General features: G+C 39.1%; 11 protein-coding genes. 2 read left to right on the forward strand and 9 right to left on the reverse strand.

Annotated features, from left to right (window positions below; translation table 11 throughout):
- Nucleotides 1-3: 3 nt before the first annotated feature.
- Nucleotides 4-1,146, reverse strand: a complete 1,143-nt coding sequence (locus LG307_RS19575) for a sensor histidine kinase (RefSeq protein WP_404445514.1) — start codon at nt 1,144-1,146, stop codon at nt 4-6.
- Between the two features lie 357 nt (nt 1,147-1,503).
- Here LG307_RS19575 and LG307_RS19580 point away from each other — a divergent pair, with 357 nt between their 5' ends.
- Both LG307_RS19580 and LG307_RS19585 read left to right on the forward strand, forming a co-directional pair.
- Nucleotides 1,504-2,139 (forward strand): YigZ family protein, encoded by a 636-nt coding sequence (locus LG307_RS19580; RefSeq protein ID WP_404445517.1) that lies wholly within the window; start codon nt 1,504-1,506, stop codon nt 2,137-2,139.
- Between the two features lie 24 nt (nt 2,140-2,163).
- Nucleotides 2,164-3,159, forward strand: a complete 996-nt coding sequence (locus LG307_RS19585; protein WP_404445520.1) for an LCP family protein — start codon at nt 2,164-2,166, stop codon at nt 3,157-3,159.
- A 219-nt stretch (nt 3,160-3,378) separates the two neighbouring features.
- Here the strand turns inward: LG307_RS19585 and LG307_RS19590 are convergent, their stop codons facing one another.
- From LG307_RS19590 to LG307_RS19625, 8 genes are all read right to left on the reverse strand, one after another.
- Nucleotides 3,379-4,440, reverse strand: coding sequence for a glycosyltransferase family 4 protein (locus tag LG307_RS19590; RefSeq protein ID WP_404445522.1), 1,062 nt, complete (start codon nt 4,438-4,440; stop codon nt 3,379-3,381).
- Between the two features lie 452 nt (nt 4,441-4,892).
- Nucleotides 4,893-5,060, reverse strand: a complete 168-nt coding sequence (locus tag LG307_RS19595) for a glycosyltransferase (RefSeq protein WP_404445525.1) — start codon at nt 5,058-5,060, stop codon at nt 4,893-4,895.
- A 142-nt stretch (nt 5,061-5,202) separates the two neighbouring features.
- Nucleotides 5,203-7,257 (reverse strand): S8 family serine peptidase, encoded by a 2,055-nt coding sequence (locus LG307_RS19600; protein WP_404445527.1) that lies wholly within the window; start codon nt 7,255-7,257, stop codon nt 5,203-5,205.
- Between the two features lie 149 nt (nt 7,258-7,406).
- Complete coding sequence (locus LG307_RS19605; RefSeq protein WP_404445528.1) at nt 7,407-8,324, reverse strand: glycosyltransferase family 2 protein; 918 nt, start codon at nt 8,322-8,324, stop codon at nt 7,407-7,409.
- A 13-nt stretch (nt 8,325-8,337) separates the two neighbouring features.
- Nucleotides 8,338-9,465 (reverse strand): glycosyltransferase, encoded by a 1,128-nt coding sequence (locus LG307_RS19610; RefSeq protein ID WP_404445530.1) that lies wholly within the window; start codon nt 9,463-9,465, stop codon nt 8,338-8,340.
- 563 nt (nt 9,466-10,028) lie between these two features.
- Nucleotides 10,029-12,329 (reverse strand): SpoIID/LytB domain-containing protein, encoded by a 2,301-nt coding sequence (locus LG307_RS19615; RefSeq protein WP_404445532.1) that lies wholly within the window; start codon nt 12,327-12,329, stop codon nt 10,029-10,031.
- A gap of 27 nt (nt 12,330-12,356) precedes the next feature.
- Nucleotides 12,357-13,106, reverse strand: coding sequence for a hypothetical protein (locus tag LG307_RS19620; RefSeq protein WP_404445534.1), 750 nt, complete (start codon nt 13,104-13,106; stop codon nt 12,357-12,359).
- Nucleotides 13,107-13,164: 58 nt separating this feature from the next.
- Nucleotides 13,165-15,258, reverse strand: a complete 2,094-nt coding sequence (locus tag LG307_RS19625) for a cell wall-binding repeat-containing protein (RefSeq protein ID WP_404445537.1) — start codon at nt 15,256-15,258, stop codon at nt 13,165-13,167.
- Nucleotides 15,259-15,344: the final 86 nt, after the last annotated feature.

Genomic DNA, 15,344 nt, shown 5'->3' on the forward strand with positions numbered 1-15,344 from the left:
TCTTTAGCCTAATGGAATCTTGATGAAAACGTTGGTCCCTTTTCCGGAAGAGGACTGGATGTCCATTTCCCCGTTAATCAGTTCCACTCTTTCTCTCATTCCAATTAAACCAAACGACTTTTCTTTTTTTTCTGTCGTATCAAATCCTACTCCGTCATCTTTGACAATGACAATGATATGGGTAGGTTTCACTTCTAATTTCACATAAATGGAGCTTGCCGCCGCATGCTTAATGGCATTTGTCAGCGACTCCTGTACAAGCCGGAACACTGCTACCTCGAGGTTGGAGGAAATGCGATGTTCCACACCGAGGTTCATAAATTCAATCTGTGGATATCCATTATGATAATCCTCGATAGTCGAAATATATTTCTTTAAAGTAGGCACCAACCCAAGATCGTCGAGTGCCATCGGTCGAAGGTCATAAATGATCCTTCGCACTTCATATAGAGCGGAGCGCACCATTACTTTCAAGGAGCGGATCTCTGATAAGGCCTCTCCAGGGCCCCGCTCCCGGAAAGTACGGTCAATCAAGTCGGATCGCATCATTACATTGGCCAGCATTTGCGCCGGGCCATCATGTATCTCCCGAGAAAGTCGGCGACGCTCCTCTTCTTGGGCTTCCATAATCTTAAAGCCGAAGTCACGTTTTTCAGATGCGTCGGCAATCATCTGACCAACCTGCTGAAGATCACCTGTGACATAATTCAATATCACGGATACCTGACTGACCAGGCGATCAGCTTTTGTAATGGTTTCCTCCAGATTCAGCAGCCTGCGCTCTATCTCATTTCTGCGATTGCGAAGCTGTGCCTCATTTTGCGAAATCGTATGGAGCTCCAACTGAAGCTCATGTGCATGGTCATATGCTTGTCTGATTTGTTCTTCTGTATAATTTTTAAATTGCCTGCTTACTTCTGAAAGACGGTTTCTTGCATGCCGGACTTGGATTTCAAGCTTGTCCTGTTTCTGGATAAGCTGTGCCACTTCCAACTTCACCGCATTTAACTCTTTTCCAAGGTTCTCGAATTCTTTACGAGAGCTTTCCCCGATTTCAAAGATCTCGTCCTTGCTCAATTCAACGGTTTTCACCATTTGTTCAATGATCATGTCTAATTGTTTAGAGTTTATAACTTTCCGAGACATAGGACATCCTCCAAAAGACCCTGTATTCTTAAAAGAATATTATGAATACTTCTTTATTGTTATAGTACATTATACCCAAAAAGAAGAAAGACACTATATGCTATATCATTCCATATCTTCCAAACATTTGTGGGGGTAGCTGTCGAAATTTGTCCACACTTTATTATATCGGACTAAAGTTTTACTTGTATAACATTATTATTACAATCGGGTTAAACTTTGTCGATTCTTGCCATTACAAGGAGCTATGAACTATATTTTATTTGATGTCCTATCACCCAGCACTTATAATAGATGGAGTATGGCCTATTTTCACACCATACAAAAGTGCCAATCCTTTAAAGGAGCGTTGTCAGATTGCTATCTCACTACTATACCGTAAAAGGGCATGGAGAGCATGAAATTGTGATACAGAAATCAAGATTCATCGCACACGTGGCCCGAGCAACTACTGAAGAAGAAGCCCAAAGATTCATTCAAGAGATAAAAAAGAAGCATTGGGACGCAACACACAACTGCTCTGCATATATGATCGGAGAAAACAACCAGGTCCAAAAAGCCAACGATGACGGCGAACCCAGCGGTACAGCAGGAGTTCCCATCCTTGAAGTCCTTAAAAAGAAAGACCTGAAAGACACTGTAGTTGTCATTACCCGCTACTTCGGCGGCATTAAACTTGGTGCTGGTGGGCTGATTCGCGCCTACGGAAAAGCCACTTCAGAAGGAATAATAGCTACAGGAATGGTAGAACGAAAATTAGTGCAAATTATGCATACAAACGTTGAGTACACATTATTAGGAAAGATAGAAAATGAATTGCGTTCTTCTTCCACAAGCATCTTGAAGGACATTCATTATCTGGAAGACGTAACCTTCGACGTGTATGTAGAGGATGATAAATCTCAAGAATACGTGGAGTGGATGACAGACCTCACAAATGGAAAAGCAGAAACCACTCCTGGAAAACGTCTTTACCTTGAACAGGACGTGTAAATTAATTAAAGAGGAGATATAACATTGGTTAATTCTAGATTTGAAAAGAAAAGAAAGAAAGGCAAAAGACTAAAAAGAGTCTTACTTGTCATCACAACTCTTTTCTTAGCAGTAGTTGCTTATGGTGGATATTTATTGTTTGAAACATATCAGGCTGCCAATAGCGCCTATACGGAATTGGATAGAGAAAAATCTAAATACAGGGATAAAGAGGTAGAGATTAATAAAGATCCTTTCTCCGTACTGATTATGGGAATTGAAGATTACTCTTCAGGTGGAGAAAACGGTCGTACGGATACTTTAATTGTTGCTACACTAAATCCAAAAGAGAAGACAATGAAATTGTTAAGTATTCCTCGTGATACCTTAGTGTATTATGAGCACCTAGGTTATGAATCACGGATAAATCATGCTCATGTATATGGTGGAAAAGAAATGACAATTGAAAAAGTGGAAGAGTTGCTAGAAGTACCAATTGATTACTATTCAACCGTAAATTTTGAAGGCTTCAAAAACGTAATTGACATTATAGGCGGAGTGGAAGTAGAGGTACCTTTTGACTTTACAGAAAAATCAGATGTAGATAATTCCATCCTTCAGTTCACTGAAGGAAAGATGAATTTAGATGGGGAAGAAGCTCTCGCCTATGCCCGAATGAGAAAGCAGGATCCTCGTGGAGACTTTGGACGTAACGACCGACAGAAACAGATCATTCAAGCTGCAATGAGCGAAATGCTTAAGCCAGGAAACCTATTCAAAGTAGATGATATCGCCAAAGAGATGGGCGATAATGTACAAACTAATATTAGGGTTTCAGAAGGGATAGGGTTAAGCAAATTGTATGCAGGCTTTAATTCGTCCAGTGTGGAAAATGTAACACTTGAAGGTGCAGATGATACGAGTTCAGGAGCATATTATTTTGTTCCTTACGAGGAGAGTATCTTGGAAGTGAGAAGCATTCTTAAACAGCATCTCGAGATTGAAGATGCTACTGCACAAGCAGAAGAAACGACTGAATAAGAAAAAAAGACCTTGGATAGGAAGTTCAACATTATTACCGATGCCTTTGTAACTCCTATAAACGTTCATGACTCTGTTCCCTATTTCTTGGCCTTCCCGTTACACTTGGGAAGGTTTTTTTATCTTTGTTTCACAATAAAAAAGTGCCAAACCCAATTGAGGGTCTGGCACTGACATCTATCAATCTATCAATATTAAGTCAGGTGACTCAATTATTCATTAATGTCTTCCAAATACTTTCCTGTAGAACTTCATAAACGGCTTGTTCTGTTCATTAAAGATGCCAACAAGTTCTGCAATAAACTGGATCAAGATGATAAGAAGTACGGTAATTAAAATCGTACCCCAGATGGTCGCAGAAGTTAAAAAGATTGCACATGCTGCAAAGGTGATACCAAATCCGTAAATGACAAGCACAGTATTCCTATGGGACAAACCGGAAGCCAGCAACCTGTGATGTAAATGACTTTTATCAGGTGCTGAAATTGGTTGCTTGTTCAAGATTCGGCGAATGATCGCAAATGCTGTATCAAATACCGGCACACCGAGGATAATAATCGGGATGACAAAACTGAAAAGTGTCACACTTTTATATAGCCCCAGTAGTGATAATACGGAAATACAATATCCTAAAAAAAGTGCCCCTGTATCTCCCATAAAAATTTTGGCTGGGTGGAAGTTATAAAACAGGAAGCCAATAGTACTCCCCAGAATGATAAGCGATAGGGTCAAGATTAACTCTTTACCGCCAAGACCTGCAATAACTGCAATGGTGCCAATGGCGATAGTGGAGATACCTGCTGCAAGCCCATCCAACCCGTCAATAAGGTTGATTGCATTAGTGATTCCCACAATCCAAAGAATTGTAATAGGGATGGACAACCAGCCTAATTCAAGGCGTTCTACGATGAACGGTATGGTAATGAAGTCAATTTTAAGACCTGTATAAACGATAACACCAGCTGCTGCAATTTGGCCAAGAAGTTTTGTTCTTGCTTTTAGTTCATATTTATCATCGAAGATTCCGATCAACACGATAATTAATGCCCCAATGGTAATCCCGGTAATTCTTTGGTCATAAAGACCAACAAATACATATCCTACAACAACACCAATGAAGATGGCGAGACCCCCTAAGCGAGGCATGATCTTCTGGTGGACTTTTCGATGGTTCGGTTTATCGGTTGCTCCAATATAATGAGCGAATTTTATAACCAATGGCGTGATAACGAGGACGGTGATGAATGACACTACGAAAGCGAGTATTAACTGTAAATCCATTATCGTCACCTAATTTCTTGTTCTTATTTTTAGCATTTCATATTTGCGGAACAAACATGTCTAGTTTAATTATCCAATTGCTTGTATCGCACACTTTGTCATTTTAACAGATATTTTCTGTATTGAAAATAAAATTGTGTAAATGTAATAGTAGGTGTCCTTTGTTGTAATATTGATGACTTAGTGCGTAATACAGCACTTAATCATCACGTTTTTATTTAGTCATATACCCGATAAACTCCTTTTTGAACGCCATTGTATGCATAATTTACAAAACTCTATACAGACTTAAAAATCTCAGCTCCTCTATTTGAGGATAAATTTCCCAATTCTGTTTCACTGTTTTGAATTTATTACTATAAATGGATTCATCACCATTTTTACGAGCTACAGCAGCACCAATGTGACTTTTAGTTGTATTAAATTAATTCGCGCATCATTTCTGCATATTGTTATATAATAAAAACACTATTATCACTTGATTGATCATCTACAAGGAAGATACCCAAATTTTCATACGTTTGGTTAAGCACAGACTCAATGCAGCTTGCGATATGTTTTTCTGCATTATATACCCGTGTAAAAACAGTCACTAAAAGAGAATGGTTTCGTTCACTCATAATTAATTCCTTTTCCAAAAATTAAGCAATAATACTAATAATATTTACCTATACTTTCTTTTACATTCCTTACTAAAATAATTAAATGGCTATCGAAAATCGATAGCCATCAAAGCCTAGTACCTATTAATCTTAATAAATATTAATTGCCCAAAAGAATGTTATCAATTTTCCACAATACGCTTGAATGAACTGCCTGTCTGCCACCAAGTATTCCAAATTCTTGATGGGTACGTTTCTCAAGAAAGGTCTTTGTTGCAGAATCAATATCTGAAGGACGGACAAGCATCAAGGCTTTCCCTTGCTTTGCAGCTAGCAATCCACCTGTTAAGGCGTCTTTAAAGTCTGCTCCTGTGGCAAAATAGTAGCCATCGTAAGACGAATTAAAGTATTCTGCAACCGCTATATTGGTTTTATATCGATCCGCTCCCGATATCCGGGTAGCTTCTAAGCTTTTTTGAACAGAATCACTAATGGGTTTCGTTCCACCAACAATGTATTTATTTGTAAAATCATACGATTCAAGAAAATCCTTTGTAGCACTTGGGACCCAAGCTTCTTCTACAAACACAATTGGCATACTTCTCTTTGCCGCTTCGACCGAAGCAGACAATGCATCCGGAAAGCTCTTGCCATTCACTATCATTACTTTCCCATTATCTTTGGCTACGAACTTACTTATCTCCACAGCCGTATCATAACGCGTCTTCCCTGAAATCCTCGTTGGTTTCAATCCATTAGCTTTTAATTTATCCTCTACACTTTTACTGATTGCCTGTTCTCCACCGACTACAATAACATGGTCCACATCCATTTCTTTCATGGAGGAAATGGTTACCTGTGGCAGATAGCTCTTCTCCGATAAGAAAATAGGACTGTTGATTTTATAAGCCAAAGGAATGACCGAAAGGCTGTCTGCAAACGTTTTATTGCTGGATAAAATTGCGAACTTACCCTTTAAAACACGGTTACCATTTGTCAATGTCGATGAAGATACAGTATCCCAACCTCTTTTGGCAACTTCCACTGATGTTTCCAAGGAATTCTTGCCTGAAATCCTGTTTTTTCCATGATAATACTGAAGGGAGGCTTCCGCATTTACTTGGCCAAGTCGTATAGGTAAGTCTAATGCATTTTTACTTGACTCTTCTATGATTTCTTTTAACTGTCGACCTGTTAGGTTCTTATCTGTACTTTTCAACATAGCTGCCTGTGAGGAAACTAAAGGAGCAGCCATACTTGTACCGCTCATTTTTCCGTACCCACTTATACTAGTTGAAAAAGAGGTAGGTAATGTGCTGAATATTTCAACACCAGGTGCAACTACTGAAACAAAGTCGCCGAAGTTTGAAAAATCAGCCAGTTCTCCTGTTAAATTAGATGCACCAACAGAAATAACTCCTGGATAGCCTGCTGGATACTCCACTGTATCAGATGAATTATTTCCGGCCGCGGCCACTACCATGACGCCAATATTTACAGCTCTATCAATCGCCTCTTTCAATGTATTGTTCTGTTTTGGACCAGCAATACTGATGTTTATGATGTCTGCTCCATTTTCGATTGCATAATCAACTCCGGATGCAATATCAGAGGCAAAAGCACCTTGGCGATCTCCTACTTTAATTGGCATTATGTAGGTATCTTTTACTATTGATACAATGCCGCTTCCATTATTTGTTTTTGCACCAACAATACCTGCTACATGTGTACCATGTCCAATTTCATCCACTGGCATGCTGCTTGGTGATAAAACATTGTAAGGCTTAAGTACGTTTTCTTTCAGATCAAGATGGTGAAGGTCTATCCCCGAATCAAGCACAGCAACGACTGGCTTATAGCTTTGCTCGTATCCAGACCATGCTTCCTGCACATTCATCACTTGTAAGTAATCTTTTTGGTATGGATAGTAGGGGTCGTCTGTATTGGTAGTTGTGCTTGTATAATAGAAGAAGCTGTCTTCTTCTACATATTCCACTTCCTCTTGGCTTTCAAGCTCCTTTTTTATTTTATTGAAGTCTTTCTTTTTAATGTTTTTTATTTGTGGTTTTACTTTGCTAAAAGAATAATTGCCTTTTTCTTTATATTTGACAATTATCCTTATGTTTTCTTCTTGAGAAGCATGTACAACCTCTTTTTCGATAAGAGGGGTAAGGCACAAGAGCATTACGAGCATAAAACTTAGGCATTTCTTCATCTTCGTTTCTCCCCAATCCCCCTTGATTTCTATCTGATTCACAACTAATGATTTAGACAAACATTACATCTTTAATGATCCAGCCGTTTCCGTTTCTTTCACCTGTGAGTTATGCACATGTACATCTTTTGTTTTAAATCTCGTGCAAGTCATTTGCGTCTTTCTGGTTGGAGTAACGATACTACTGACAATAAAAACGGTGGTAAGAACAATGCTACTGCTTTAATATTTGGATAATAGAATAGGCTTTTTAACGAATACTTCAACGAATAAAAGTAATTATTGCGATGCACAGCCTTTGCTAGATGCAAGAATCTCGATGACTTGAATCTTCTTTGTAGTATAGAGGATTTTCCTTCAAGAACTTCACGATATTTTATAAAAAGATAGTTTAAAGCCCTGTGGTGATTCTCGCTTTTTCCACTAATCTGATTGGCTGCATTTTTAGCGATGGTATATCTGACATTATATTGATTATCATGCGCTACTGTTGTACGTTCACAACATCTTATCCATAGGTCATAATCTTGCATAGCAGGGAGATTATTATCAAAACCTCCAGCCTGTTGGAATACATCTTTTTTTACTGCAACGGATGATGTGGTTCCGATATAGTTATCTTCGAATATTTTTGGATACAGGTTCCCTTTGACGGTAGCGGGAATTTTTCTTATCACTTTTTTACGGTTAGTATTATAAACAACTAACTTCCCCGAATACACCAGTCCAACTTGTTCATTCAACTTAAACTGTTGAAGCTGACTTTTAATTTTTTCAGGTTCCCATGTATCATCATCGTCCAAAAACATCAAAATATCCCCCGAAGCATGTTCTGCCCCAAGATTTCTTGCATAGCAAGCACCTTTACTCTTTGGTATTTTCAGGTATCGGTACGTAAAGTGTTCACTGTTATATTCGTTCAAGAACCGTTCAGTTTGTCTGTCCTCACCATCCATAACCACCATAACTTCGTCCGGCTTTTCCGTTTGCCCCTCTATACTTTGCAAGGCCAGAAGCAAAAGCTGCGGTCTATTATGTGTAGGGATGATGACAGATACATTATTCATAATTGCTCTCACCCTAACCCTTCGTTTCTTCTACCCTCTGTTGTAAAAACTCTTCATATTTGGAGACAACATACTTATCCTCCATTTGATTTAAATGTAGGGAGAGGGCCTCATTATCTCTATAACTTTTAACTTTTATCTTATCTATCATAGCCTTAGCCAACTCGTCTGGTTTTCCCACCGGTACAAGCGAACCGAATTTCCCTTTTTGAAGAATTTCGTCAGGACCACACTCACATGCAGTCGAAATGACCTGCTTGCCTAAATAAAGGGCCTCTACAAGTACATTGCCGAAGCCTTCCCATTTTGAACTTAATACAAACAAGGAGGCCTTATTTATATAAGCATAAGGATTATGGACAAAACCGCGTAGTTCTACCGCATGATTCATCTTCTCCTTGGAGATGATAGCCTCCATTTCTCTCCTTATCGTTTGCTTCCCGTCTCCCAAAATAATTAAACGTGCATGTGGGGCTTCTTGGAGAACCTTAGCAAACGCCCTTAACATGGTAGGATAGTCTTTTGCTTCAAAGATCCTCCCTGCTGCCACCATTGTAAAAAAGTTAGGATCATTCAACCATGGGTTATCAACTGTTTCGAGCGCTTTCTCCTTTATTTTACCATTAATGACAGGATTATAGATTACTTTTATTCTATCATTTGTCAGCCCTAAAAAGTTACCCGATTGTTTTGCCACACACTCGGAAACTGCCACGAAATGATCCGCACTAGGGAACAATTTCCGCATGAAAAATGGATAAAAGCGGTGCAGTTTTGTTCTTGGGCGTAAATAGGACTGCTTCAAGTTTGTATGCAGTGCAATAATATGTTTTGTATTAACCTTTGCAACCTTCATCGCAAGGCTCGAAACGATATTGGCATTATCAAGCCCTGACAAAAGAACATCTGGCCTATTTTCCTGCAAATAATGTCGCAACTTCCATACACTAAGGAAAGTCTTTTTAGATCCAAGCGGTACAAGCCGTACCTTATCCGAAACTGTATGTAAAAGCTGACCCTCGCGTTTGATAAGGATCAGATCTACTTTATGCCCCTTTTCTGCCAACCCGTTTGCTAAAGTGATGACCACTTTCTCGGCTCCGCCAAAGGTTAGTACAGGAATAAATAAAGCAATATGCATTTCTTAATTTTCCCCTTTGTCCAAAATTAATTTTTCATAACTGTCCGCACTGTTTGTGGTGGTAAAGAATAAGGAGCATTCAAGTAGCTTTTCTTTACAAAGGGCACTTGATAGTAGTATCCATAGCACTGGCTATGGCAATATTATCTCCTTCGGATACTAATGCACCGAAATTCCCGTCTTCTAAAATCCCACTTTGACCACTATGGCAATTAGAACGGGTGTGCAGGAGTAAATAATTTAGATGCTGGCAAAGCTGACAAGTGCCTGTACATCGTGAGATAAGGAATATGCATAAGGATGTTTTATATGATAAAACATGTTCCTCCACATTATTAAGTACAATTTAATTCATACTTCATTTATTATACATAAAAGTTAAGATAACTAAAACTTGTAATCATATTGGATAGCTTTTACACCGCTGTTCCTTTCCGCAAATGGCTTCGCGTTCCGCGGGAAGGTGCTTGACGCCATTTGCTCCAATCCACAGCTAGAAATTCTAATGATTTAGAATCTTGGTTTAACACAAAAAGCTGCCCCGCATAAGGACAGCTTTTCTATTACTTCAATATGTTAGATTCAATTTCGCTTCTCGTCGTTTCAGAAATTGCTCCAGTTCCACCTAAGTAATGAATAGAAGGAACGTAATGGATATTCTCGTTGATGTATTCAGATACAACATCAGGCAATGTATCTTTCTTCGTCAATAGAAGTGGTGCATCCATTTTGGCAGCAAGTACCGATCCAGGAAGAGCATCAATGAATTGTTCTCCGCGAGCAAAGAAAAGGTTGCGCGGATCTAAATTGTACTCATTCACAATGGCAACACTTGTTGCGTAGCGATCAGGTCCGCTTACACGTTTCACTTCACCTACAAGGTTAGACAATTTCGCCTCTACCTCATCCGAAACGGCACTTCTACCGCCAATGATTGTTGCCTTTTTCACATTGTTATCTTTTAGATACTTCTCCACACTTGCCGAAAGCTCGTCCACCTTAGTAAAGAGAATCGGAATTTGATTCAAAGCAGCATGGGATGCAACTGATAATGCGTCAGGTGAAGTAGAGCTGCCTGACGTGAGGATCACTTCCCCACTAGCGTCAATTTGTCCTGCTACTTCCACAGAAGTGTCATAACGATCACTTCCTTTGATTCTTGTAACTTGAGTAGCATATTGACCTAATTCCGCTACTGTTTTATCCGAAACGGCCGCTTGTCCGCCTAGAACATAAATCTGGTGGATGGTTTGTGTTAACAATAGCTCTTTTACTGAGTTTGGTAACTCGTCTGTTTTCACCAATAATAATGGTGCATTGTACTTTTTCGCTAACACACTTCCAGTCAATGCATCAACCGGATTGTCTCCGCGACCGATTACCACCGTTTGGAAGCCTTGTTCCCAGCCATATTTTGCAATCGCTGTACTAGTTTCATAGCGGTCTGTTCCTCTTAAACTATTATTAATATGATCAGAAATATAGTTGGTGAAAGTAGTGCCAGGGTAGTAGAATGCAAGAATATCTTCATAAGCTATTCCTTGGTCCGCCATTGCTTTTGCACCATATTGACTCATTCCTACTCCATGGCCCCAACCTTTACCTTTGATGTCATAGACTCCATCTTTTAGGTTGATGGAAGTAACAAAGTGACTCTTGAAATCATTGATTCCAAAAATGCCACGCATATTGGTAATTGCACTATTTACCTGCTCAAACGTGTGAAGTTTAATTTGGGTAATTTCTTCGTCATCTACATTTTTTGTTTCCATGACAAAGCTGCCATCTTTATTTTGGACAAAATAATTGATCTTGTAACTGCCATGAGTTCTTCTTTGTCCAGGAGTCGTAGAGTTTGAAACTGCCACATCGCTGATACCAACTATCTTAATGTTCGCTTCTTTCAACGCAAGCGTATTGTTCTTTAAGTAATTTTTCACGTTGTTGATTACTTTTGCTTCATCTGTACTTGCAAATTTAAGCGGGTTTTTCACACCAAATTCCTGTATGGTTCCCCACCACGTTTGCGGTGCTTCAAGGTCTAGGCTTTCTAGTGCAATTTGTTGGGATCTTAACATAATATTCCAATCAAAAGCTGGATCGTAAGGATCTTTCTTTGCGTTTAGATAATCCAGTTGGGATCCGCCAGGCCATGCCCCTTTATTCGCTTCAATATATCCACCATTATTGGAGCTGAATACTGCGTCAATCAGGCTGCCCTTATATGTAAGAACCTGTCCTTTTGTTGCGTTGACCGCTTCGTTTGTGTTCGCATACTTTGATTCGTCCCACCAAATATAGCCGTCATAACGTTGAGAACCAACATCATCGGTGATTACTTGATGAACTCTTTTCAATGCATATGTTCTTGCCGCAACCGCTTGTGCCTTTAAAGACTCAATCTGCCAGCTAGGATAGATTTCACTCGGCAACACACCTTTAAGGTAATCTTCCATCGGCAACTTGTTTACAGGTACTAGATAGTTATTTTCTATTGTATAACGGATGCTTCCTAAATAAGGCCTACCGTTTAAACGGATGTAATTGCTTTTTCCGTACTTAACCGGTTTGATTTCAAACGTTTGATTAAAACTCTTGATTTTTTTTCTATTTTCATAGAGTTCAATGACAGAACCATTCAATTTCACTTCATAATTTCTATCTTGCTGAAGTTCAAAATCACTGCCTACCAACTGATAGGTTCCGTTAATATTGAAAGGAATGGTTTTTCTCTCTTTCAGGTGATACTTCAATTTCACAGATACCTCATTTGGAATGGAAGCTCCAGATGAAGCCTCTACTTGCGTAAGGCTCGGCAGGAATACTAGACATGCCACAAGTAATGAAACAATCCACTTTTTCATTTTTCTTCCCCCATTGTGTTTCTTTTCTTATTTTTCTACGACCTCAAGCTCTGATTTCCCCGAATAACCATATTCCCCAGTCACTTCGTATGTTTCTTTTACTAATCCATAACCTGGAGCATAATAGCGTGTATAGATGGTATCAGCATCCTCCACTTCATCTGTCACTTTTTTGATGACATAAACATCTTCAAATGAACCATATGCTACATCCAGTTTGACTCCGCTTTCTACTAGTTCCCATTGTGCGGTTGTTTCTGAGAGCAACACTTCCGGATTGTCGTTTGGTGTGAAGGAATCTAACATATTAATGGATGCATCATCTACGGAAACCTCTTCATAAACAAGTGCCATTTCTGTTGGTGTCCATTTATAAATCTGAATGGACTGATTACCGCCAACCATCATAGCAAACTGTACATATTCTTCATTTGCAGCAATGACTTTTTCTGTAACAACAATGTCCTCGCCGTCCGTGAATTTCTTTTCCCAGCCGACGCTTGGTTGATAAACTTTTAAACCAGGGTCTGATGGCGTTTCACTTTCTTCTGTTTCATCAGTTGAAGACTCTTCTTCGGGCTTTTCTTCTTCCTCCGTTGTTTCCTCTCCTTCTTCTTCTTTACTATCGGCAGGGACAGTATTTTCTGAAGTGGATTCTTCTTGTGTTTCTGAGTTCGTTTCATTATTTGTTACGATTTCTTTTTCTTCCGTTTTAGAGCAAGCCGAGATCACTAACAATAAACAAGTTAAAACAATTAATAGAGAAGACTTTTGCAAAACAATCACCTTTCAAAAGAAGCTCGATAAGAATAGGTCTTATCGAGTCTTCTGTTTGTTATTTTAGTTTGGTAGTAATGGTAGAAATTTGTGTGTCATTGATGACACTTGTTCCACCAATGATTTCTACTTTATTCACTGTCACGTCATTTGTGTAAGCCATCAGGAAAGACTCCACATTACTGTTTCTGCTATTCCCCACTAATACTAGCGGAGCACCATTATGAATAGCTAAAGGAGCAGAAACTAAAGCATCAGGGAAATTCTGTCCTGTTGATACAAGGACCGTCTCACCTTGAAGATCACTTGAGAAACTCCACAATAATTGTGCCAATGTCTCGTATCTATTAGCTCCAGATAATCTAGTAACTTTACTAGCACCCGTAATGGAACCTTCTACTTTTGTTGACACCGCGGCAGTTCCCCCGACAATGACAACTTCTTTTCCTGCCATATAAGGGATCGCATGATGCGAGATCCAGCTTTGCTCAGTCAGTAGAATTCCCCAGCCCTTTTTCGCGGCGATCGGTGCAGCTGCAAGGGCATCTGCAAATCCTTGTCCGGAAGCTAAGAACACACCACTAACATCTCCAAGTTCAGCCAGGATGGCTCTATTCGTTTCATAGCGGTCTTTACCAGAGATTCTTTCTACTTCCAGTCCACTATTACGAAGAGTGATTTCTGCTTGTTCCGGAACCGCACCATGCCCTCCGATGATTACCACTTTGTCAGCACCTAGGCGAGTAATTTCAGCTATTACTTCTTCGTTTAATTCTGTGTTTCTAGAAAGTAAGATTGGTGCATTTCCATATTTTGAAGCCAGTGGTCCTGCAGATAATGCATCTGCAAATGTTTTACCTGTTGCTAAAATGACCGTTTTATCTGCTTTTGTTGCGTCAAATCCATTTGGATAGATCTTTTTCGATGTTTCAATGGCAGTTAAATATCTATCTGTTCCAGAAAGTCTTTCGGTCTCTACTACTCGACTTACCGGGACTCCGCTTATATTCGTCCAAGCGACTTCATTTGTACCGATCACAGTAACTTTAGAATTAGCACTTGCCTTAGCAATAGTTAGGGCATAGTCATAATCAAGGTACCTTCCTACAAGCTTATCTTGACTGTACACTTCGTATTTAGGCGTAATATAATTCGACCAAACGATGAATCCAGTCTTGTCCTGAGTAACTCTCGTATCTTTTCGATTTTTAGCAAAATTGATGGCATCTTGTTGTGTATAGAACTCTTGCAATAAACCATTCAATTTATCGTAAACTTTGAATTTATCACTTGTGAAAATGGTTTGTTGCTTATCTTTATCCCATACTTCCACATAATTTGTTTGGTTTCTAGCGTAGTTCAAAGCGTCGTCTCTTTTATCAAAAGTAGCTAATTTGTTGCGATCTTTGTCGTATACTTCAAAAACTTTAAAATAATTGATAACCGCTGTTGCCATTCCATGTGCAGCATTTTGCTGGAATTGCGCAGTTTTAATAAGTTTTTCTTCATCCTTATTCGTCATAAAACCAAGTTCAGCAAGAACAGATGGCATTTGAGCATTTCGGATGACGAAAAATGCTTGATGATTATGAAGTCCTCTATCTATGTATCCTTTATCGATCTCTCTAATTTTACCTAATGTTGAATTATGTATTAATCTAGCAAACTTTCCACTTTCAGCCGCTAATCCTACTTGGATTGGGTCTGGCGGATATTGTTTTTCCGTTTCACTCATTGCACTGTAGTCGTAATAATAGGTTTCAAACCCTTTTGCCACTTGTGAAGTTGGATGTGCGTTATGGTGAATGGAAAGAAACAGACTTTCATTATTATTTCCTGTGACAAAATTGTTTGCCAAGACCATTCTTTGCTTCAAATCTTCTTGGGAAGTTGCTGCAAAATCTTTACTGTTGGAATCGCGTGTCATATAGACTTTAATGTCTGTATTCTTGAGCAATTCTTTTAAGCGGATTGCAACATCTAAATTAGCATGTTTCTCACAATAACCAGTTTGATTACCTGAGAATCCACACGTGCCGGAGAATTTACCTCCATGGCCCGGGTCAATAACCACTACCTTTTCTGCAAAAGAAACAATGGGTGCCATAAAAAATAGGAACACTAGCAAACTACAAACCTTAAAATAATTCACAATTAACACTTAACCTCCCAATAATGAAAAAAATATCGAATCTTGTTATATTATACCATCGGAAATTACAGAATTGTGTCGTTTTT

The sequence above is a fragment of the Sutcliffiella horikoshii genome (assembly GCF_044809035.1).
Taxonomy (GTDB): domain Bacteria; phylum Bacillota; class Bacilli; order Bacillales; family Bacillaceae_I; genus Sutcliffiella_A; species Sutcliffiella_A horikoshii_G.